The 21,408-nt window shown below is 67.4% G+C and carries 18 protein-coding genes; 8 read left to right on the top strand and 10 right to left on the bottom strand.

The window, feature by feature from the left end; all coding sequences use genetic code 11:
* Positions 1–68 precede the first annotated feature (68 nt).
* From KF715_09020 to KF715_09010, 3 genes are all read right to left on the bottom strand, one after another.
* Positions 69–2,615 (bottom strand): hypothetical protein, encoded by a 2,547-nt coding sequence (locus tag KF715_09020; GenBank protein MBX3736816.1) that lies wholly within the window; start codon positions 2,613–2,615, stop codon positions 69–71.
* Positions 2,616–2,827: 212 nt separating this feature from the next.
* The gene (locus tag KF715_09015) at positions 2,828–3,508 is read right to left on the bottom strand and encodes a response regulator transcription factor (GenBank protein MBX3736815.1); all 681 of its coding nucleotides are present in this window, start codon (positions 3,506–3,508) and stop codon (positions 2,828–2,830) included.
* A gap of 13 nt (positions 3,509–3,521) precedes the next feature.
* Positions 3,522–4,895, bottom strand: coding sequence for a HAMP domain-containing histidine kinase (locus KF715_09010; GenBank protein MBX3736814.1), 1,374 nt, complete (start codon positions 4,893–4,895; stop codon positions 3,522–3,524).
* A 118-nt stretch (positions 4,896–5,013) separates the two neighbouring features.
* On the opposite strand from KF715_09010, the gene KF715_09005 reads away from it, so the two are divergent.
* Both KF715_09005 and KF715_09000 read left to right on the top strand, forming a co-directional pair.
* Positions 5,014–5,673 carry a response regulator transcription factor gene (locus KF715_09005; GenBank protein ID MBX3736813.1) on the top strand — a complete coding sequence of 220 codons (660 nt, stop codon included), beginning with the start codon at positions 5,014–5,016 and terminating at the stop codon, positions 5,671–5,673.
* A gap of 92 nt (positions 5,674–5,765) precedes the next feature.
* Positions 5,766–6,536 (top strand): LamG domain-containing protein, encoded by a 771-nt coding sequence (locus KF715_09000; protein ID MBX3736812.1) that lies wholly within the window; start codon positions 5,766–5,768, stop codon positions 6,534–6,536.
* Between the two features lie 57 nt (positions 6,537–6,593).
* Here the strand turns inward: KF715_09000 and hisN are convergent, their stop codons facing one another.
* Positions 6,594–7,361, bottom strand: a complete 768-nt coding sequence (hisN, locus tag KF715_08995) for a histidinol-phosphatase (GenBank protein ID MBX3736811.1) — start codon at positions 7,359–7,361, stop codon at positions 6,594–6,596.
* 219 nt (positions 7,362–7,580) lie between these two features.
* Here hisN and KF715_08990 point away from each other — a divergent pair, with 219 nt between their 5' ends.
* The gene (locus KF715_08990; protein MBX3736810.1) at positions 7,581–8,249 is read left to right on the top strand and encodes a 3'-5' exonuclease; all 669 of its coding nucleotides are present in this window, start codon (positions 7,581–7,583) and stop codon (positions 8,247–8,249) included.
* Here KF715_08990 and KF715_08985 read toward each other — a convergent pair.
* From KF715_08985 to corA, 4 genes are all read right to left on the bottom strand, one after another.
* Positions 8,241–9,440, bottom strand: coding sequence for a glycosyltransferase (locus KF715_08985; GenBank protein MBX3736809.1), 1,200 nt, complete (start codon positions 9,438–9,440; stop codon positions 8,241–8,243). The genes KF715_08990 and KF715_08985 overlap by 9 nt on opposite strands.
* A 79-nt stretch (positions 9,441–9,519) precedes the next feature.
* The gene (locus tag KF715_08980; protein ID MBX3736808.1) at positions 9,520–10,752 is read right to left on the bottom strand and encodes an MFS transporter; all 1,233 of its coding nucleotides are present in this window, start codon (positions 10,750–10,752) and stop codon (positions 9,520–9,522) included.
* 209 nt (positions 10,753–10,961) lie between these two features.
* The gene (locus KF715_08975; GenBank protein MBX3736807.1) at positions 10,962–12,356 is read right to left on the bottom strand and encodes a M20/M25/M40 family metallo-hydrolase; all 1,395 of its coding nucleotides are present in this window, start codon (positions 12,354–12,356) and stop codon (positions 10,962–10,964) included.
* Between the two features lie 161 nt (positions 12,357–12,517).
* Positions 12,518–13,489 carry a magnesium/cobalt transporter CorA gene (corA, locus tag KF715_08970; GenBank protein MBX3736806.1) on the bottom strand — a complete coding sequence of 324 codons (972 nt, stop codon included), beginning with the start codon at positions 13,487–13,489 and terminating at the stop codon, positions 12,518–12,520.
* Positions 13,490–13,719: 230 nt separating this feature from the next.
* Here corA and KF715_08965 point away from each other — a divergent pair, with 230 nt between their 5' ends.
* From KF715_08965 to KF715_08955, 3 genes are all read left to right on the top strand, one after another.
* Positions 13,720–15,789: a S46 family peptidase gene (locus KF715_08965; protein ID MBX3736805.1), complete on the top strand. Its 2,070-nt coding sequence runs from the start codon at positions 13,720–13,722 to the stop codon at positions 15,787–15,789.
* A gap of 178 nt (positions 15,790–15,967) precedes the next feature.
* A complete protein-coding gene (locus tag KF715_08960) occupies positions 15,968–16,408 on the top strand; it encodes a DUF2846 domain-containing protein (GenBank protein ID MBX3736804.1) in 441 nt (146 codons plus the stop codon).
* A gap of 197 nt (positions 16,409–16,605) precedes the next feature.
* Positions 16,606–17,142, top strand: coding sequence for a PEGA domain-containing protein (locus KF715_08955; protein MBX3736803.1), 537 nt, complete (start codon positions 16,606–16,608; stop codon positions 17,140–17,142).
* A gap of 47 nt (positions 17,143–17,189) precedes the next feature.
* Here the strand turns inward: KF715_08955 and KF715_08950 are convergent, their stop codons facing one another.
* Positions 17,190–17,669 (bottom strand): PTS sugar transporter subunit IIA, encoded by a 480-nt coding sequence (locus KF715_08950; GenBank protein ID MBX3736802.1) that lies wholly within the window; start codon positions 17,667–17,669, stop codon positions 17,190–17,192.
* A 123-nt stretch (positions 17,670–17,792) separates the two neighbouring features.
* Between KF715_08950 and KF715_08945 the strand changes: the two genes are divergently transcribed.
* Both KF715_08945 and KF715_08940 read left to right on the top strand, forming a co-directional pair.
* Entirely contained in the window at positions 17,793–18,002 is a 210-nt protein-coding gene (locus KF715_08945; protein MBX3736801.1) for a hypothetical protein, read from the top strand.
* Positions 18,003–18,057: 55 nt separating this feature from the next.
* The gene (locus KF715_08940) at positions 18,058–18,597 is read left to right on the top strand and encodes a hypothetical protein (protein ID MBX3736800.1); all 540 of its coding nucleotides are present in this window, start codon (positions 18,058–18,060) and stop codon (positions 18,595–18,597) included.
* Positions 18,598–18,804: 207 nt separating this feature from the next.
* On the opposite strand, the gene gyrA is transcribed toward KF715_08940, so the two are convergent.
* A complete protein-coding gene (gene gyrA, locus KF715_08935; protein MBX3736799.1) occupies positions 18,805–21,387 on the bottom strand; it encodes a DNA gyrase subunit A in 2,583 nt (860 codons plus the stop codon).
* Between the last annotated feature and the right edge of the window lie 21 nt (positions 21,388–21,408).

Below are 21,408 nucleotides of genomic sequence, written 5' to 3'. Positions count from 1 at the left end.
CAATTCACGGCGCCCCGCGGGGCGCCGTTCTTGTTTTGGGGCGCCGGAAGGACGGCGCGGCTTGGCCGTCACTTCTTCGCCGGCAGCGCCACGGGCGCGTAGCCCTTGCGGACGGTCGGCGCGAAGTCGATGCCGAGGACGAGCGGGCTGCTGGGGCCGTTGGCGTTTTGGGTGATCGTGTAGGGCCCGGTGGGCGCGACGGTGATCTGGCCGCTGGAGCCGTAGACGACAGGCGTGTCGGTGAGCGAGAACGACGTCGGGCTCGGGCCGCTGGCGGCGGTGATGTCGACCTGCACGACGGCGGAGTAGACGGTGGCGTTGCTGGCGGAGGTGTCCTGGATCTGGAGCACGAAGAGATTGGTGCCCGGTGCGGCGGTGACGTTGAGGTTGCTGGTGGAAACGCCGTTGGTGAGCGGGACGGGCGTGCCGTTGAGCACGACTTGGTAGTTCGACGGCAACGGGGACGTGCCGGCCCAGGTGAAGGAGAAGCCGAACGGCACGGTGCCGGTGACGGGAACGACGGTGCCTGCGGTGGTGAACAGCGCGGGCAGCACGAGGGAACTCTGGCCGCCCTTCGTGCCTTGCACGGAGACGAGGTAGGGCGTGGCCGCGTTGAGGCCGGTGAGCTTGGCTTTGGCACCGCGGAGGGAAATCTGCGCGGGCGCGATCGCGGGCTGCGTCGTGACGGCGTAGGTGACGCCGGGCAGTGCGGCCCAGGCGAGATCGATCTCGGAACTCGTGATGCTGGTTGCGGTGACGAGCGGGGCGTCGATCTGCGAGGCCGGCAGGAGCGTGATGCGGAACGCCTCGGTGGCGGGGTTCGTGCTCATGAGCGGGCTCGGCGCGACGCGGTCGCTGAAGGCGAAGGCATAGGCGTCGGACGCGTTGTAGAGGAACGCCGCCCAAGGGTTGTAGAAGCCGTCGTTGGTCGAGCCGCGGGCGGAGCCGTAGGGGAACTGTTGCGGAAACGAGCCATACCACGAGCGGCTGGAGTTGCCGGCGACGGGGCTGCCGGCGAAGCCGAAGTCGAGTCCGGCGAGGAGGTCGGCGACGGCCCAGCTGAAGACGCTGTTGGTGTAGAGTTGGGTGAAGAGGTCGGCCGGCGGCACGACGACGGTGAAGGCGTCGTTGGCGTTGGGGGTGTTCGCGAGTGCGGGCGACACGGTGACGTTGCCCGCACTGTCGAGGGCGACGGCGGTGACGGTGGTGCCGTTGTTGGCGCCGCTGGTGAAGGTGACGGAGAACGGCGCGACGAAGTTCAGCGTGGCGAGGTTGGTGGCGAGGAACGACGAGGTGCTGGTGCCGGTGGTGACGACGAAACCGGAGGGTGGCGTGGGGAGTAGCGAGGGCGAGCCGGGCTTGAGCTTGAGGGCGAACGACGAGGCGTTGAGCACGGCGCCGTAGATGGTCTGGTCGTAGCCGCCGCCCGTCTTGGCGTTCGGCGCGGAGAGGTTCACAGTGATGCGCTCGAGGTTGGCGATGCTGGGGTAGAACGACGGCGCGCCGGTGAGGCTGTTGCCGGTCTGGCCGGGGGTGAGCGTGGCGACGAAGTTGCCCGGCGTGGGCTCGTGGATGACGGTGTCGTAGTTGTAGGTGGATTGGTAGCCGCCGCCGAGGCCGATGCCGTAGACCATGGCGGGATTGGGTGCGCCGAAGTTTTGCGTGCCGGCAATTTTGAACTTCGTGCCGGCCTGGGCGAGGGCGTGGAGGTAGCCCTTGAAGCTGGGGAAGGGGCTCGGGTTGCCGAGGTTGGCGGCGGCGACCTGGCCGGGCCCGAGGTAGAGGCCGCCGGCGCTGTTCTTCTGCGCGCCGACCTTCTTGAGGCCGGCGACGATCGAGGCGCGGCTGAAGTAGAACGTCCGGCGGTGCGTGGTGGCGCTGCTGGTCAGGTTGATCGACTCGATCTGGAGCGGCAGGGCGAAGTAATCGATCGCGGTGAGGTCCGAGGTCGTGGCGCCGCCGCCGGTGCCGGTGGTCAGCTCGACGGTCTGGTAGGCGACGGCGCTGGTGGCGATGGCGGGCGCGGCGTCGAGGTAGGTCAGCGGTGCGGTCGAAACGTAGACGACAGCGGAGGCGAGGTTGTTGGCGGTGACGGTGTAGATTTTCTGCGTCGCGCCGGAGAGCGGCGAGACGACAGTGCTCGTGGACGGCAGCGAGCTGAGCTGCTGCGAGTAGGCGCCGACGATGAACTGGTCGCCCGCCGCCTGGGCGTTGGGCACGGCGGCGGTGGTGAGCGTGCCGGTGCCCGGGGCGTAGGCCGTCACCTTCACGGTGGTGCCGGCGTTGGCGCCGCTGATGAATTTGATCGGGAACGGCGCCGCGGGCACGGTGAACGTCGGGCTCGTGAGCAGCGCCGCCTGCACTGTCGTCGCGCCGGCGGCTTGGACGGTGGAGACGGCGCAGGTCGGAATGGCGAGGTTGCGCAGGCCCGAGATGGCTCCGCCGCTGGTGCTGACGTTGGCGGGGCTGCCGGCGAACAGCACCCAGACGCCGGAGTCCGGCGTGGTCGGGGCGTCGTCGTTGACGATCTGAACGGTCTGCTGGGCGCGGCTGATGAGCGGCGAGAGCGCGGTGGCAAGGGCGCAGAGGGCGAGCGTGGCGAAGCGGGATTTCATAGGGCGTGGGGATGGGGGCATTGCGAGGGAGGCGTGGAACCGCAGTGCGTCCGGACACATCAAGGCGTGAAAATGCGCTCGTTTGGGCCATGGCTCGCGCCGACGGCGGTTCGCGCGCGCGTTCGGCTATTTTACGTAATACGTAATTTTGCCGGAGACGGGCATCGGCGCCTTCGGGGGCGGGGAAATCGCGCTTCTCGCGCGATGCAGGATCACCGGCCGGCTTGCGTGAACTTGATCGCGGCCTCGGTGCGGGAACGCACGCGCCACTTCGCGTAGATGTTGGCGAGGTGCTGCTTCACGGCGGAGACGGAAATGCCGAGGCGCGCCGCGGCCTCCTTGTCCGAGGCTCCGGTGGCGACGAGCGAGAGCACGTCGTGTTCGCGCGGCGTGAGCGGTTGCAGCGGGCTGCCGCCGGCGCGTTGCGCGCTCATCTGGGCTGCGGGCGACGGCGTGTCGCGCATCAACGCGAGGACGCGCCGGGCGATCGCGGGCGACATGGGCGCGCCGCCGGCACCGGCGTCGTCGAGCGCGGCCACGAGTTCGGCGGAGTGCGTGCCCTTGACGATGTAGCCGACGGCGCCGGCCTTGATGGCGTCGAGGATGGAATCGTCGTCGGTGCGCGCGGTGAGCATGACGATCGTGAGGGCGGGAAATTTTTCCAACAGTTGCCGGACCGCGATCGTGCCCGATGCGCCGGGCAGTGCGATGTCCACGAGCGCGAGATCGGGCCGGAGTTGCGCCGACCACGTCGCGGCGGCCTCGGCGGAATCGGCTTGGGCGACGGTTTCGTAGCGCGAGGATTCGTTCAGCAGCCCGGCCACGAAACTCCGGAACGGGACGTCGTCCTCGATCAAGGCGACGCGGACGCGGGAAGGCGGGGCGGGAGGCATGAGCGGAAAATTTTTAGGCGGAGCGGGGCAGTTCAACCCAGAACGTCGCGCCGCGGCCAGTTTCACTGTCACAGCCCACATTGCCGCCGCTGGCTTCGGCGAGGCGTTTGGCGACGGCGAGGCCGAGGCCGTGGGAGGATTCGCCGCCGGTGGGTCGGGTGCTGGCGCGGCCGAATTTGCGGAAGAGTTTCGCCTGCTCGTCGGCGGCGATGCCGGGGCCTTGGTCGATGACGGCGAGGCGCGCGCGCGGGTGGCCGTCGGCGGTCTGGATCTCGAGGCGAATGGTAGCGCCGGCGGGACTGAATTTGAGGGCGTTGGTGACGAAATTGTCGACGACTTGGGCGAGCAGCGTGGCGTCGGCTGCGATGCGCACGCCGGCGTCCGCGCCGCCGAGTTCGAGGCGCTGGCGCTTGGCGGCGGCGGTGGCGGCGTGGCGTTGCGCGGCGTCGCGGGCGATCTGGCCGAGCTCCAGCGGGGCGAGGCGCACAGGCAGCTGGCCGCTCTCGGCGGCGTGCGCGCCGAGGTAGTCGTTGACGAGGGCGAGCATGCGCCGCGTTTGGTCGGCGATGAGCGCGAGGCCGCGAGCGAGGGCGGGGTCGGAGGCGCGGGGCGCGAGTTGCTCGGCGGCGCCGCCGACGCTGGCGAGCGGGGCGCGCAAGTCATGGGCGGCGATGGCCATGAATTCGTTTTTCTCGGCGTTGAGGCGCGCGAGCTCGGCGTTCATCGCGGCGAGTTGTTCCTGCTGGGCGAAGGAGAGGCGCTGCAAGCGCTCGCGTGCCCAGGTGACGGCGATGAGGACGAGCGAGATCAGGCCGACGGTCGCGACTTGCTGCAGGATCGTCTGGTGGAGGAGAAAATCGCGCGCGGCGGCGGGATAGGCGGCGCGAATGAACACATAGCTGAGGGCGGTCGTGGCGAACAAGGTGACCGCCACCGCGCGCGTGATCAGCGGCACCGCGACGGCGACGGCGACGAGAAACTGGCTGTTGAGCGAGAACAGGCTGACGGTGAGCGAGTAGGTCAGACGCATCTGCGTCGCGACCGCGAAGCACTGCGTCAGAAAATAGAACGAGACGGCACCGGTGCAGCAGAGCGCGCCGACGAGTTGCAAGTGCGGGCGCTGGCGGTGCCAGAAGGTAAACGCGAACATCAGTGCGAACCACGGCAGCACGAGGCCGAAGCGGCCGAAGCTCTCCACGCGGGCCGAGCTGGCGCTGTTGATGTCGTAGAAGATCCCGATCGCGATCACGGCCGCGGCGCCGAGGCCGGCGGCGATGCGCCATTGGCGGAGCGAGCGTTCGTCGTGGTCCGCGCGGAAACGGGTTTCGAGGGCAGGATCGTCGAAGCGCAGGCGGCTCGCCTGCCGGGAGAGAGCGGCGTCGGTCATTGCTGGGGCAACCGGGGCAGCGAAATGAAACGGGGGCCGAGTGCAACACCTGGTCGTCCGACCATGGTCACTCGCAGTTTTGACCGTGCTAGCACGGCGCGACTCGCTGGCGGGCATCGTGATCAGCGTCTCGTTCGTTCTCCATCAACCGGCGGCCCGCATGGCGGCGGCGGCGGCGTTTGCGGCGAGCGATGACATGCTGGTGCTGGATTGCGGCGGCACGGTGTGGGAGGCGCAGGCTTTTCTCCGGGCGCGGCCGCCGCGCGTCGCCTTCGTGGAACTGGCGCTGGGCGACGAGGACGGCGCGGCATTGCTGGCCGAAGTGGCGGAGGCGTTGCCGGCGACGTCGGTGATCGCGGTGGGGACGGGCGCGGTGGAGGCGATCCGTGCGCTGCGTGGCGGGGCGATCGGTTTTCTCGAAGGTGCGAGCGCGACTCCCGCGGAGTGGCTCGCGGCGGCACGCGAGGCGCATCTCGGCGGCGCGCCGCTGTCGCGCGGCGTGGCGCGCTTTGTGGTGACAGCACTCGCCCGCGAACGCGGGGCGGGCGCAGCGCGGCCGGTGCTCACGCCCCGCGAGCGCGACGTGCTCGCGCAACTCGCGACCGGCGCGACCTATCGCCGCATCGGCGGGCAGCTCGGGATTTCCGAGGATACGGTGCGGGCGCACATCCGCGGAATCTACCGCAAGCTGCGCGTGCGGACGCGCGACGAGGCGATCTCGCGCCGGGCCGAGCTGGAAGCCGCCGCTCCCGAGGTCTGGCGCGAGGTCGCATGCTAGCATGCGAGGCACATTTCCGCGCGCGCCGCTTGCCGCCGATTTTCTCCGAAATATCAACCCACCACCCACCTCCTGATCTGTCCTCGCTGACCATGAAACTCGTCTTCCGTCTCGCTCTCCTTGGCTCGTGTCTCGCCGCGACACTCTCCGCCCAAACCATTCTCGCGCAGTGGCGCTTCGGCGAAGGCGATGCCGGTGCGACGAATGGCGGCGCCGTCGGCGCGACGACGACCGCGACCGTCGGCAGCGATCTCTCGCTCGTCTCCGGCGCAGCGACCTACGCGAACTCCACGCCCGGTGGCGGTTCGACGCTGTCCGTCGACATGAACGCTGCGGCGCAATTCAGCACGGCGGCCTACACGGCGCTGACGAACGGTTCCTCGTTCATCATGGAAATGTGGTTCAAGCCGACGAGCGTCACGGGCGACCAGTATTTGCTCTACAACGGCGACACGAGCAACAACGGCATCGGCCTCTATCTGCACAACTCCGGCGTGCAACTGCTGCAGGGCGGTCACGTCGACGAAACCGCGAACGCCACCGTGTCGGCCGGACAGTGGAACTACGCGGCGCTCGTGTGGGACGCCGGCACGGCGCGCGTCTACGTGAACGACATCAGCGCGCCGACGTTCACGGCGGGGCGCTCGATCAACGATCCGACAGGCACGTTCGTGCTGGGCATCAACTACGCGGGCGGCGTGGACGAGGCGCGCATCTCCACGTTCACCTCGGGCACGTTCAACACCTCGATGTTGAACTACGCTTCGGTCAGCGCCGTGCCTGAGCCGTCGACTTATGCGGCACTCGCGGGTGTCGCGGCGCTCGGCCTGGTCGCGTGGCGACGCCGGCAGGCCCGAGCCTGACGCGCGGCAAAGCAGCGGTTGAGATTCGAGCGGCGCCCAGCGGCGCCGCTTTTGCTTTCATCCCTTCAATGCCGCGAGCGTCGCGGCATGCAGCTCCGGCGTCGCGGCGGCGATCGTCGAGGTCGCGGGGTAAGCCGCGCCGCCTTGCCAATCGGTGATGACGCCACCGGCGCCGCGGATGACGGGCACGAGCGCGGCGATGTCCCAGGGATTCATGATCGGATCGACGACCACGTCGGCCCAGCCGGTCGCGAGCAACAGATAGCCGTAGGCGTCGCCCCAGGTGCGCGCGAGTTTCACGGCGCGCGAGAGGCGGTCGAAGGCCGGGCCGTTTTGGTGGACGGACGGGTTCACCCAATCGCAGGTGAGCAGGGTCGAGTCCGCGAGCGTGCGCGTCGCACGGCAGCGCACGGGCGAGCCGTTTAGCGTGGTGCTCGTGCCGTCGCCGACGACGAGTTGACGCAGGATCGGCTGGTGAATGCAGCCGAGCACGGGTTGGCCGTGGTGCAGCAAGGCGATGAGCGTGCCGAACAGCGGGACGCCGGTGACAAAGGACTTCGTGCCGTCGACCGGATCGAGCACCCAGACGAACTCGGCATCGACGTTTTCCGGGCCGAACTCTTCACCGAGAATCCCGTGCGCCGGGAAGCGCGCCTTGATCATCCGGCGGAGCAATTCCTCTGCGCCGCGGTCGGCGGCGGTGACCGGCGTGAGGTCGCCCTTCAACTCGACCGCGATGTCATGCCGGCCGAAGAGCGGGCGGATGAAGTCGCCGCTGGCGCGGGCGAGTTCGAGGAGGAAAGCGCGTTCGGCGGCGAGGTGCATCGGGGAAGATTGGCCCACGGAATACACGGAACACACGGAAAAATCGGCGCCAATCTACGTCACGAGCACGGAGCGATTGCCCGCGAAACACACGAATAGACGCGAAAATTTCGTGTGTTTCATGGGCGCTCCGGTTCGAGAGGAGAAGCGAAGGGACTGAGGCGAGCCTTCACGAAAAAAGTCTGGGGTTTGGCTCCTTCCGTGTATTCCGTGTGTTCCGTGGGCACATGGTCGGACACGCCGATTCACTTCATCGACTTCGAGGGCAACCGCACGTCGGGCATCCTCGAATTCGGCGTGGTCACGCTGCGCGGCGGCACGATTGCCGAGACCCGCATGCGGAGTTGCGCGGCGACGGGGCGCGTCGCGCCGGAGGACACCGCGGTGCACGGGCTGCGCGCCGAAAGCGTGCAGGGCGAGCTGCCGTTCGTGCATGAGTGGGAGTTTTTCGCGGCGTTGCGCGAGAGCGGGCCCCTGGCGGCGCACTTTGCCACGGCGGAGAACTCGCTCCTGAAATCGGTCTGGCCGTATCCGCGCACCGCGCCGGATTTCGCGCGCCCGGGGCGCGACGCGCACGAATGGGGGCCGTGGATCGACACGGGACGGCTGTATCCGCAGGCGTTCCCGCAGTTCGGCGAGGCGAAGCTCGAGCGGCTCGTCGCGGCCGCGGGGTTGCAGGCCGAGCTCGACCTGCTGGCGGCGGCGCATTGTCCGCCGCACCGCCGCCGGTATCACGCCGCGCTTTACGATGCGCTGGCGGGGGCGGTGCTGCTGCGGGATTTGTTGCGTCGGCCGGAGTTCGCGCGCGCGACGATTCCGTGGTTGCTGCAGACCAGCACGCTCGATTCCGAGCGTCGCGGCGCGATGCAACAGGGCGACCTATTTTGAGGCGACGCGGCGACGCTCGGCGCACGCGTATGCGGCTTCGAGCGTGGCAGAGAGCTCGGGCCAGCTCAGCCGGGTTTCGGCGAGATGGCGCGCGTGCCGGCCGAGCGCGGCGCGGCGCAGGGGATCGCAGGCGAGCGTTGTGAGCGCTGCGGCGACGGCGGAGGGCGTATCGTCGGCGAGCAGGCCGATAGGCTCCTCGCGCAGGAGCGTTTCCATTTCACCGAACGGCTGCGTCACGATCGGGCGGCCGGTGGAGAGATAGTCGTTGATGCGACCGGGCCAGCGACCGCGGTTCGCAGGGCGATCGGTGAACGGGAGCAGGAAAACGTCGGCGCAGGTCAATGCGCAGGTGTAGGCGTCGGTTGCGACGAAACCGAGCGCGTGGACGCGGTCTGCGTGCGGCGTTCGTGCCAGCAGCGCGCGGGCGTCGGTGGGAAGATTGCCCGTGAGGAGCAGATGCGCCTGCGGCAGAGCTGCGGCGGCTTGGGCGAAGGCCGCGAGCACGAGCGAGAAGCCGATCGTCACATCCGCGGCATTGAACCCGACGACGAACGCGTCGGCCGGAAGACCGAACTCGGCGCGGTGCGTCGCTGGCGGAACGACGGGGATGCGTTGCGGCGCGCAACCGTTGGGCAGCCAAAAAATGGAGTCGCGCGGCACGCCGAGGCCGACGGCGCGTTCGGCGAGTCCGCGCGCGATGACGGTGGTGGCGTCGGCGTGGCGACGGTAGCGCTCCTCGTAGTGGGTTTCGAGACGCTCGAACGCGAAGCGATACCACGCGGGACGGTTTTCCTCGATGAGTCCGCCGCGGCCCCACCAATCGGCCCAATCGATCACGAGCGGGCTCGGCGCGCGGCGGAGGTGCGCGAGCGTCGGATGGATGACGGCGGGCCGCGTGTCGAGGCAGTGGATGAGGTCGAAGTGCTGGCGGCGCAGCCAGGTGTGGCGGTGCCAGGCGCTCCACAGATCCCAGCCGGAGCGCTGGCGGCCGCGGAGCAGGTCGGGCACTTCGACGAAGCGCACGCCGTCGTGCGCGGACTCGCGACGGCGCCAGCGAGCGGTGTCGGCGGTGCAAAGGATCGTCACTTCGCTTCCCGCTGCCGCCAGCGCCTGTGCGATGCCCTCGGTGCGCCACGGGTAGCGCACCTTGAAGGTGCGATGATGGCTGTGGAGGAGGACGCGCCGGGGCATGTTGCGACAATGGGAGCCGCGTCGTGTGTGGCAACCTGCACGTGAGCGCCGCAGACCGGCGCCGGTGGGAAGCCGGGCTCTAGTGCGCCGGCGCGGCTTGGGCGGCTTCGGCGGCGGGGCGGGAGCGGAGCATGCCGACAAAGGCGGCGGCGGCGACGAGCAGCAGCAGTGCGAAGCACAGCGGCGCGCCGTGGACGTCGACGAGGGCGGTCATGAGCAGGATGAGCACGGTGCGGAGCGAGCGCTCGGCGACGAGGAAGAAAACGTGGATGCGGCCCATGAGGGCATTGGGCACGGCTTCGAGCACGATGACGTTGCGGGCGACGCGCACGCCGGCGTTGCCGAGGCCGAGGAAAACCATCGCGGCGTAAAAGGGCAGCGTGCGCGGCCAGACGGCGAGGAGAGCCAGGCCGACGAGGAAAACGGCGGCGAGGGCGACGGTGGTGCGCGCGTGGTTGAAGCGGGCGGTGAGGAAGGGCACGCACACGCCGGCGGCGATGGCGCCGAGGGCGAAGATCATTTCGCCGCGGCCGTAGACGCCGGGTGTCTCGTGGAGCGTCGAGGCGACGTAGATCGGAAACAGGTAGTTGCTCACCATGATGCCGAGGAACGGCACGAAGGAGCAGAGCAGGAAGGCCGAGAGCGCGGGGCGTTCGCGCAGCCACGACCATGCCTCGCCGACGGCGCGCCAGGCGTTCGGGGCGGGTGAGTTTTTCGTTTCGGCGGTTTGGTGCGTGGCTTCGTAGGGGATCGTGGATTGGAGCACGAAGCTCACGAGGTAGGTCGACGCGTCGAGCAGGAGGATGGTGGTCAGGCTGACGTGATCGATGAGCAGCGAGGCGAGGCCGCCGGCGAGCATGGAGGCGGTCTGGCCCTGGATTTCCATCACGCTGGTGAGCGACTGGTAGTGGGCGCGGCCGAAGATCTGTTGGATGAACGCGAATTTCGCCGGGAAATGCAGCGTGTAGTAGAACATGCCGCAGAAGTAGACGGTGACGAGTTGCCACGTGGCGAACTCGCCGCGGATGAAGCCCGTGAGCGCCATGGCGAGCGTGGCGGTGGCGCCGAAGATCTCGCTCAACAGCAGCATCGTCTTGCGCGAGTGGCGGTCGACCCACGCGCCGTAGTAGGGGGCGAAGGCGAAGATCGCGAGCGTGGTGAGCGCGGTGGCCCAGCCGTAGATTTGCGAGCCGCCGGGGCGGTTCACGAGCAGCCACGGCACAGCGATGATCGTGACGCCGGAGCCGATCGAGGAAGTGACGTTGGCCGCGATGAGGCGCTGGGCGCGTGGGTCGCGCAGGAGGGCGTTCATTGCCGGACTAGGAGTTGGTCACCACGAAAGACACGAAGCGCACGAAAAGAAGATGGGGAGAAACCACGAATGGACACGAATGAACACGAATTTCCGAACGGTTTGCGCCCAGCGCGGGTGAGGCATGGGGGCGGAGGATCGTCGCGGTGGGCGGCGGCTTGTTGTTTTTCCGTGGAGAGTGGTTTCTCCAGGCGGGAAGCCTGCGCTACTCACAAACCGTGCTGGTCGACGAGGTAGATGAGGGCGGCCATGGCGGCGGTGCCGAGTTCGAGTTCGCGCTTGTTCACCTTGTCGATGGTGTCCTCGCGGGTGTGGTGGATGTCGAAGTAGCGCTGCGCCTCGGGGATGAGGCCGGCGACGGTGTTGCCCTTGGCCATGAGCGGGCCGACGTCGGCGCCGCCGCGGCCGGCCTGGAAGATGAAGACGCCGTAGGGTTCGAAGAGGGGCTTGAAGCGCGCGGCTTTGAGGTGGGCGTCGCCGGCGGCGTTGCCGATGTTGAAGCCGCGGGCGGAGAAGCCGCCGCCGTCGGTCTCGAGGGCGAGGAGGTGAACTTCCTTTTTCTCGCCCGCGATCTCGGCGTATTTGATGGCGCCGCGGAGGCTGTTTTCTTCGCCGGCGAAGAGGACGGCGCGGATGGTGTGCTTGGGCGTGTAGCCGATGGTCTTGAGGATGCGGAGGACGTCGATGGATTGGACGATGCCGGCGCCGTCGTCGTGCGCGCCGGGGGCGATGTCCCAGCTGTCGAGGTGGCCGCCGACGAGGATGATCTTCTCGGGCGACTCGGAGCCGCGGATTTCGCCGATGACGTTGGCGGCGGGCCAGTCGTCGTGCCACGAGGAGTTGATCTGCATGGCGACTTGGAGCGTGGAGTCGGCTTTGAGTGCGGTGCTGAGTTCGTTGGCGGCGACGGTGCTGAGGGCGGCGGCGGGAATGCGAGGGACGTCGGGCAGGTAGGTGGTGTTGCCGGTGTGCGGGACGTCGTCGAGGCGATGGGTGAGCGAGCGGACGAGGACGCCGACGGCACCGTGCTTGGCGGCTTCGGCGGGGCCTTGGTTGCGCTGGCGACCGGATTCGCCGTAGGCTTGACCGGGGTTGACGTAGCGCGGGTTCATCGCGCCGTTGAAGAAAACGATTTTGCCCTTCACGTCGGCGGTCGCGAGTTCGTCGAGCGAGTGGAGTTCGACGACCGGTGCGGTGAGGCCGCCGGCGGGAGTCGGCACGGAGCCGCCGAGGGCGACGGCGGAGAGGGCGGCGGATTGGCCGTTGGCGCGAACGACGCGGACGGACTCGGCGGCACCGCGTTCCCAGTGCGGCACCATGGTCGGTTGGAGTTCGGTGCGGTCGCAGCCGATTTTTTTGAGGACTTCTTCACCCCATTGCTCGGCGCCGTGGTAGGCGGGCGAACCGGCGAGGCGGCCGGGGAAGCGCGTGGTGAGTTCGCGGAGGTTTTCGTAGGCGGGGCTGTCGACGAGCGCGGCGTCGTAGATGCGGCGGAGCATCTGGGCGTCGGGGTCGACCGGGGCCGCGGTGGTCGCGGCGGGTTTTTCCTGGGCGCAAAGCGCGGTGGCGAGCGCGGCGGCGGCGAACAGCGGGAGTAGGCGCATCGGGGCAGATTTGCGCGGACGCGCGGGCGTGCAAGCGGGGAGTGCGGCGCGGAGCGGGACAGTGGGGCGCGCCGGCGGGCAGCGCAGCGTGGAAAAGCGGAACGGCGGCGTTGGCGACCCGCGCCCGGAGGTCGCGGGCTACCTTGGCGGCGGAGGCGTGGTCACATCCAGCGCTTTTTCTTGAGGTAGGCCCACATCAGCAGGGTGGAGACGATCGTCAGTCCCGCTGCCCAGACGTAGCCGTGGGGCGATTTGAGCTCGGGCATGTGCTCGAAGTTCATGCCATACCAGCCGCCAACGAGGACGGCGGGGAGGGTGATGGCCGTGAGCGCGGTGAGGAACTTGATGCCTTCGTTGGCCTCGAACTGGGCTTTGTTGAGGTAGATGTCGAAGGCCATCATCAGGCGCTCGTGGTAGCTGTTGGCGGCGTCTTCGAAGCGTGCGAGGTTGTCGCGCAGGTCGCGGAAGTAGGGCAGCAGCGTGTTGCGGATCATCTTGGTGTCGCCGCGGGCGAGACGTTCGATGACGTCGCGTTGCGGGCGGACGATCTGGCGGAGTTTCGCGAAGTCCTTCCGCGCGTGGAGCATCTCCTGCATGAACGACTCGGACGTGTCCTTGTGCAGCATGATCTCCTCGATCTCGTCGAGTTCGTTGCGCAACTCGTCGAGGACGGGCGCGAAGTTGTCGATCATGAGGTCGAGGCAGCTGTGCGCGAGGCGGTCGGGGCCGCGCGGGGCGAGCGCGGTGTTTTTCGCGGCGCGCTCGCGCAGCATCGTGATGGAGCGCAGCGGCTGGCGGTGAAAGGTCACGAGGTAGTCCTTGCCGAGGAACATATCGAGTTCGGTGGTGGCGAACTTGTCCTTGCGGTTGAAGTCGACCGCGTGCGTGACCATGAATAGGTAGTCCTCGTAGTCCTCGATCTTCGGCAGGTCGCTCGGCGCGACGCAGTCCTCGATGGCGAGCGGGTGGAACTGGAAGACGCCTTCGAGGATGGCTTTGATCTCGTCTTCGGTCGGGTTGTCGAGGTCGACCCAGAGGATGAGGCCTTTGTCGGCGCGGACGAGGCGGAGCGCCTCGAGTTCGAGGTCGCGGCCGACCAGTTTGCCGTCGCTGAAGATGAACGAGTGAATCATGCGCTCGCCCGCATCGTGCGCGGCGGGCCCGGAGTGGCAAGCCCCGGGGCGCGCGATGCGCGCGCCAGTTGAAGTTGGAAGTTGAAGTTCAAGAGCGGGCGGAGGCGGAGTGGCAGGCGCGCCGGGAGGGCGGCGGAGTCGTCGTGCCGGGAGCGACGTTGGTCGCGGATATTGCCCGTTGGACAAATCGAGGTTGAGGCGGACGCGCGGGAGGGTTTGTTGGTCGACTCATGCGAATTCGTTTCCCCTGGCTGATCGTTCCCTCGTTTCTTCTCACGGTTGCGGCGTTGGTGCGCGCCGATGACGGCATGTGGCTGCTCAACGCGCCCCCGGCGGAGCAACTGAAGCAGCGCTACGGCTTCGAGCCCACGCCGGCGTGGCTGGAGCACGTGCAGCGCTCGGCGGTGCGTTTCAACAACGGCGGCTCGGGTTCCTTCGCTTCGGCGGACGGCCTGATCATCACGAACCACCACGTGGGCTTCGATGCGATCTTCAAGCTGAGCACGAAGGAGCATGATCTCCTCAAGGAAGGCTTCTACGCCAAGACGCGCGCCGACGAGCGCAAGTGCGTCGATCTCGAGCTCAACGTCCTCCAGTCGATCGAGGACGTCACCGCGAAGGTGAACGCGGGCGTGCGCCCGGGGATGTCGGCTGAGGAAGTGCTCGCCGCGCGCAACGCCGCGCGCGCCGCGATCGAGAAGGAGTCGTTCGAGAAGACCGGCCTGCGTAGCGACATCGTCACGCTCTTCCAAGGCGCGCAATACCACCTCTACCGTTACAAGGTCTACACGGACGTCCGCCTCGTCTTCGCGCCCGAGGAGCAGGCGGCGTTCTTCGGCGGCGACCCGGATAACTTCGAGTATCCCCGCTTCAACCTCGATATCTCGATCTTCCGCGCCTACGAAAATGGCCAGCCGGCCAAGGTGGAGCACTTCCTCAAATGGAATCCCGCCGGCACGAAGGAGGGCGATCTGGTGTTCCTCGCCGGCCATCCCGGCACGACGCAGCGCCTCATCACCATGGCGGAGCTCGAATACGCCCGCGACGTCCAGCTGCCCGGCGTGCTCCGCTGGATGAAGAGCCGCGAGGTGCTGCTCAACGCCTACGCCAAACGCGGTCAGGAAAACGCCCGCGAGGTGCAGGACGAGATCCGCACCATCGAGAACAGCCGCAAGGTCTACGACGGCCGCATCGGCGGCCTGCTCGATCCGCAACTCGTCGCCGCCAAGCAGGTCGAGGAGGAGGCGCTGAGGAAATTCGCCCAGGACAAGCCCGAGCTCGGCGCTGGCGACGCGTGGGAGAAGATCGCCGAAGCCCAGCGCACCATCGCCGCCAACATCACGCGCTACAACTACACCGAGTTCTACTATTTCAACTCGAGCCTCTACAAGATCGCGCGCGACCTCGTCCGCTCCGCCACCGAGCGCACCAAGCCGAACGGCGACCGCCTCCCCGAGTATCGCGACTCCGCCAAGACGACCTTCGAGCTCGCGCTCTTCTCCGCCAAGCCGATCCACCCCGAAGTCGAGCAGGTGAAGATTGAGCATTACCTCACGCTCATGGCGATGGAGCTCGGCGCCAACGACCCCGCCGTGCAAGCCGCCCTCGGCGGCAAATCGCCCGCGGTGCGCGCCGCCGAGCTCGTGCACGGCACGCAGGTGCTCGACCTCGCCGCGCGCAAGGCGCTCTACGCACAATCGCCTGCTGAACTCGCGAAGTCCGGCGACGCGATGGTGCAGCTCGTGCTCGCGATGGAGCCGTTCGCTCGCGGCGTGCGCAAGACGATCGACGCGCAGAACGAGGCCAAGCAGCAGGCGCACGCGCGCATCGCCAAGGTCCGTTACGCCAAGGACGGCGACAAGGTCTCGCCCGACGCCACATTCACGCTGCGCCTTTCCTACGGCGCGGTGAAAGGCATCGACGCCGGCGGCGCGAAGGTCGCGCCCTACACGACGCTCGGCGGGATGTTCGAACGCGCGGCCGATCGCGGCAACGTGCCCCCCTACGATCTGCCCCCGAGCTGGGTGGCGGCGAAGGACAAGCTCGATGCCGCGGTGCCGTTCAACTTCATCGCGACGTGCTACAGCATCGGCGGCAATTCCGGCAGCCCGACGATCAACCGCGCGGGCGAGTTCATCGGCATCATCTTCGACGGCAACATCGACACGCTCGTCTGGAACTACGCCTTCAGCGACACGCGCGCCCGCTCGGTGAGCGTGGACGTGCGCGGCATCCTCGAGGCGATGCGCAAAGTCTACGGCGCCGACGCGCTCGCGCGCGAACTGCTCGGCGGAAAATGACCCCGCTCATTCTCCGAAGGAATCCTTGATTTGCACGGCGCGGCTCAGTCCGCGCCGTTTTGTTTTGTCCGCCGCGCGCGCCGTTCTGCTTCCGGGCGCCTTCGCACTTGCCACTCGGAATCGCCGGCCGATACAGCTCAGGGGCGGATGTTTCCGCATCACGGGCCAGCCAGCAGAAATGAAATACTCCAAAATGATCCTGTTTGCAGTCGCCGCCGCGGTGGCGCTGCTCGAAGTGGGCTGTGCCTCGGTGAATCGGCAAGCCACCAATGCCTACGCCGAACCCAAGGCGGACCAGGGCGTCGTCTATTTCTTCCGACCGAAGAAATTCATGGGCGCCGCGGTTTCCTACGATGTGCGTGATCGGGCGAACAACACCGTGATCGGTGCCATCGCGAACGGCACGTATTTCTTCCACTACGCGACGCCGGGCCAACACGTCTACGCGGCCGCGACTGAAACCGACACGCTACAGAACGTCGAGGTCGAGGCGGGCAAGACCTATTACATCGAGTGCGGGGTGCAGATGGGCGTGCTGGCTGGCCGGCCGTCGATGAAGGTCGTTCCGGAGGCTGACGCGAAGCCGGTGTTATTGACGCTCCAATACGCCACCAAGTGATCGCGGTTTTGATTGCGCGAGGCGCGGCTCCTGAGCCGCGCCTTTTTTGCGTGAGTCTGCCGGTTAATTGCCTCGCGGGGTAAATGTCCTTGCGGGATGGCGGGTGCGACGGGTTGCGTTGTCATGCGAGTATTCGCCTCACGGGCCAGTCTACCTCCATGAAGTTCCCCAGAACCCTACTCCTCGGGGCTGCCGCAGTGGCATCCCTGTTCCAGATCGGCTGCGCTACGATCACGCGCGGCACGACGGAACAATTCAAAGTCGAGTCCAGTCCGTCGGCCGCCTCGGTGCGGCTCGATACCGGTGAAACCGGCCTCACGCCGGTGACGTTCACGGTGCCGCGGAAACGCGACCTCATCGTGACCGTGTCGAAGGAGGGCTACGAAACCGTCACGCGCACAATCGGCACGAAGATTGCCGGCAAGGGTGCCGCTGGTCTCGCAGGAAATGCATTGATCGGCGGCGTCATCGGCATCGGCGTGGACGCCGTTTCGGGCGCGTCGTTGAATCACGAACCCAATCCACTGATCGTGAATCTCCAGCCTGTGACCAAACCGGCGGTGGCGGAAGCGCCGCAGCCCGCCGCGCCGGCCGCTCCCACCGAGGCAGCTGCGCCGGTCACCCCAGCGACGGCATCAGCACCGGTCGCCGCACCTGCTCCGACGTCTGCGACCGAGGAGAAAGCGGCTCCGACCTCAGCGCCGGCCGCCGTGCCGAGCGACCCAGGCAAGTAGGCTCGACGCTGCGTGTTTTTTCTAGGCGCGGCTCCGGCCGCGCCTTTTTATTTCTCTGGACCGAGGATCTTGTTTTCCAGGTCCTGCACCGTGGCGATGAACGCCTCGGGGGTCGGCGCGGCCATCAGGGCGTCGCGTGAGGCGGCGTCCTTGATCAGGCGGCAGAGTGCGCCGACGAGGATGAGATAGTCGGTGGGATTATTCTTCGGCGTGCCGAGCACGAACATCAGCTTCACCGTCTGGTTGCTGTTCTCGAAGAGCACGCCGTCGGTGCTGCGGCCGACGGCGAGGACGATCTTCTTCACGTGCTCGGTGCGCGCGTGCGGAAGCGCGATCTCGTTGCCGAGGCAGGTGGTGTCGAGGCGCTCGCGCGCGAGCAGCTCGTTGTAGAAGCCTTGGAAATTGGCGACGTCGGGGTGCGCCTCGAGGAGTTTGGCGACCTCGTTGATGGCGTTCGTGCGCTTGGTGCTTTGCAGGGCGAGCGTGATGCGCGCGGGGTCGAGGAGCTTGGACAGACGGGTCGCCATGAGCGTCGGGAAACCCAACAGACTCGCGTGGGCGCGCCTTGGCAAGGCGAGAGTGCGCGCGTTGCGCGCGGGGCGGGATTTTCCGACATTGCGGCGGAGCGCACGCCGCGCAGAACGAGGCGCATGCGCGAACTGACTTGGCCCGGCGTGCGGGTGCCGGCGGTGGCGATGGCGCAGGGTCTCGCTCGGATGATGACGGCGTCGAACGCGCAGGCCGGCCGGACTGGCGATCGTGCGGTGGGGCGGGACCGGCCGGGCGGACTCGGAAGTTTCCGACCGCCGATCCTCGAGGCGGCGATCCGCGTGAAGATTGAGCCGATTAAACTCGGATAGCGCACCTTTCGTCGCGCCGCCGTTGCGCGGCAGCGATCGTGTGCTAGTTTCCGGAATGATGAAACTGATCGCCTGCCTGCTCGTTGGGATGATCGCGGTGTCTGCGACTGCGGCCGACGCATTCCTCAAGAATCTGCCGCCGGAGAAATTCGCCGCGGCCGGATTGAACAAACTCACGCCGGAGGAGCTGGCGCAATTGGAGCAGCTGTTTGCCGAGCGCGAGCAGGGGGCGGTGAAGACCGCCGTGGCGACCGTGCGCGCGGAAGCGCCGAAGGCCGCGGCCAAGGTGGAGACGAAGGCGAGCGGGCCGAGCTGGCTGCGCGCGCTGGTGACGCTCCAGGAGACGGCGGACAAGCCCGAGGCGGCGGAGGCGGTCGAGAGCCGGTTGGCGGGCGATTACGAGGGCTGGACCGGCAAGACGGTTTTCAAACTGGAGAACGGTCAGATCTGGCAACAGGCGGGGGGCAGCGCGCGCTACGACGACAAGCGCCATGCGCCGGCGGTGAAGATCTATCCTGGCATGCTCGGCGCCTACTGGCTCGAGATCGAAGGCGTGCGCGAGCGGGTGAAGGTGAAGCCGATGAAGCTGCAGTGAGCGCGCGCCGCGACTGGAACGCCACGGTCCGCGGAGCGGGCCTCGCGCTGACAAGATCGGTTGGGGACTTGCTTTTGAGGTGGGGAAGGCGGCGTGGGTTATTCGGCTCGCGGGCGCTCGCCGCTACGGGGAACAGCGGAAAGAAAAAGGCGCGTCGGGGAGACGCGCCTTGAGGGGAGAGGTTGGCCGGCTGGAAGCCGGCGCGGCTCACGCGGATGGAGTTGCGCCGGTGGCGGGAGCTTCGGGGGCTTCGTTCGCGGCTTCTTCGTCGGGGGAGGAGATGACTTTCGCGATGGCGAGGAGTTTGTCGCCTTCCTCGAGGTTGACGAGACGGACGCCTTTCGCGCCGCGGCCGGTCTCGCGGATTTCCTTCACGCGGGTGCGGATGCTCTGGCCCTTGGCGGTGAGGAGCATGACTTCGTCGGTGTCGCGGACGCTGAGCGCGCCGGCGACGGCGACGGAGCCGTCGTCGGGCAAGTCGATCGCGATGACGCCCGTGCCGCCGCGGCGGGTTTTGCGGTAGTCCTCGAAGGGCGTGCGTTTGCCGACGCCGTCTTCGCGGGCCACGAGCAGGCGCGCTTCGTGGTCGCAGACTTCGAGGGCTTGCAGGTAGTCGCCGGCTTTCTTGAAGCGCATGCCGGTGACGCCGCCGGTGAAGCGGCCCTGCGAGCGGAGGCCGAGTTTCGGGCCTTCGGCTTCCTCGCCTTCGACGGCGGGCGCGGTGGTGGCGGTGGCATCGGCTCCTTCGACATCGTCGGTCTCGGCGGCGCCTTCGTAGAAGCGCACGGCCTGGCCTTGGTGCGAGACGAGGACGATCTCGTTCGAGCCGTTGGTGAGCACGGCGCCGACGATGGCGTCGCCTTCGGCGAGTTTCATGCCGCGGATGCCGCCTTCGCGGGTGGCACCTTCGTATTCGGCGAGGGCGGTCTTCTTGATCGCGCCGCTTTTGGTGGCCATGACGACGAAGTGCTCGGGCGTGAACTCCTTCACGCAGAGGAGCGCGGCGAGTTTTTCGCCGTTGGTGAGACGGAGGAAGGAGGCGACGGATTTGCCCTTGGCGGTGCGGGTGCCTTCGGGGATTTCGTAAACCTTCTTCGCGTGGCACTGGCCGGTGCTGGTGAGGAAGAGAACGTAGTCGTGCGTCGAGGCGGTGAAGAGGTTTTCGACGAAGTCGTCTTCGTAGGTCTCGGCGCCGATGACACCCTTGCCGCCGCGTTTCTGCGAGCGGTATTCGGCGACGGGCGTGCGCTTGATGAAGCCGAGGTGCGAGACGGTGATGACGGCGCCTTCGTTCGGGATGACGTCCTCCATGCGGAGGTCGCCGGCGTCGTCGATGATCTGCGTGCGGCGCGGCGAGGCGTATTTGTCGCGGAGGGCGAGGAGCTCGCTCTTGATGAGGGCGAGGAGCTTGTGCTCGTCGTCGAGGATGCTTTGGAGTTCCTCGATCAGGGCCATGAGCTCGCGATATTCGGCTTCGATCTTGTCGCGTTCGAGGCCGGTGAGCTGGTAGAGGCGGAGTTCGAGGATGGCGTTGGTCTGCGCTTCGGAGAGCGGATACTTGAGCATCAACCGCTGCTTGGCTTCCTCCTTGTCCTTCGACGCGCGGATGATCTTCACGAAGTCGTCGAGGTTATCGAGGGCGATGATGTAGCCTTCGAGGATGTGGGCGCGTTCCTTGGCGCGGTTGAGGCGGAACTGCGTGCGGCGGGTGACGACGTCGCGGCGGTGGTCGATGTAGCACTCGATGAGTTCCTTGATGTTCATCTGCTTCGGCCGCTTCTTGTCGAGGGCCAGCAGGATGACGCCGAAGGAGGATTCGAGGGCGGTCTTCTGGTAGAGCTGGTTGATGATGACCTGCGACTGCTCGCCGCGTTTCAGCTCGATGACGATGCGCGTGTTCTCGTCGGATTCGTCGCGGAGGTCGCGGATGCCGTCGATCTGTTTCTCGCGCACGAGCTCGGCGATGCGGAGCACGAGCGAGGCGCGGTTCACGTTGTAGGGGATCTCGGTGATGACGATCTGCTCGCCGCCGCCCTTGAGTTCCTCGGTGTGGGCCTTGCCGCGCATGCGGACGATGCCCTTGCCGGTGGTGAGGTAAGAGCGAATGCCCGCGCGGCCGTTGATGTAGCCGCCAGTCGGGAAGTCCGGGCCGGGGATGTAGGTGACGAGTTCGTCGACGGAGACGTTCGGGCGATCGATGACGACGCACGTCGCGTCTATGATTTCGCTGAGGTTGTGCGGCGGGATGTTGGTCGTCATGCCGACCGCGATGCCGGTCGAGCCGTTCATCAGGAGGTTCGGCAGCGCGGCGGGAAGGACGGTGGGTTCGGTGGTCGACTCCTTGTAGTTGGGCGCGAAGTCGACGGTCTCCTCCTCGATGTCCTTGAGCAGTTCTTCGGAAATGTCGCGGAGGCGGCACTCGGTGTAGCGGTAGGCGGCGGGCGGATCGCCGTCGACGGAGCCGAAGTTGCCCTGCGGGTCGATGAGCTGGTAGCGCATGACCCAATTTTGGGCGAGGCGGACGAGGGTGTCGTAGACGGAGGAGTCGCCGTGCGGGTGGTAATTTTTGAGGACTTCACCGACGACGCCGGCGCACTTGTCGAAGGCGCGGTTGTGGAGGAGGCCTTCGCGGAGCATCGCGTAGAGGATGCGGCGCTGGACCGGCTTCAGGCCGTCACGGGCGTCGGGGAGCGCGCGACTGATGATGACGGACATCGAGTAGTCGATGTAGGCCGTCTGCATGATGTCGGTGATGTTGGCGGTGGAGAGTTTTTCGTTGGCGGTATACACGGGCGGAGCAGGAAAGGTGTG

Origin of the sequence: Candidatus Didemnitutus sp., from assembly GCA_019634575.1 — a bacterium.
In the GTDB taxonomy this organism is placed as follows: domain Bacteria; phylum Verrucomicrobiota; class Verrucomicrobiia; order Opitutales; family Opitutaceae; genus Didemnitutus.
Note: the sequence above shows the minus strand (reverse complement) of the source record. Positions and strands in the feature narration are given on the sequence as shown.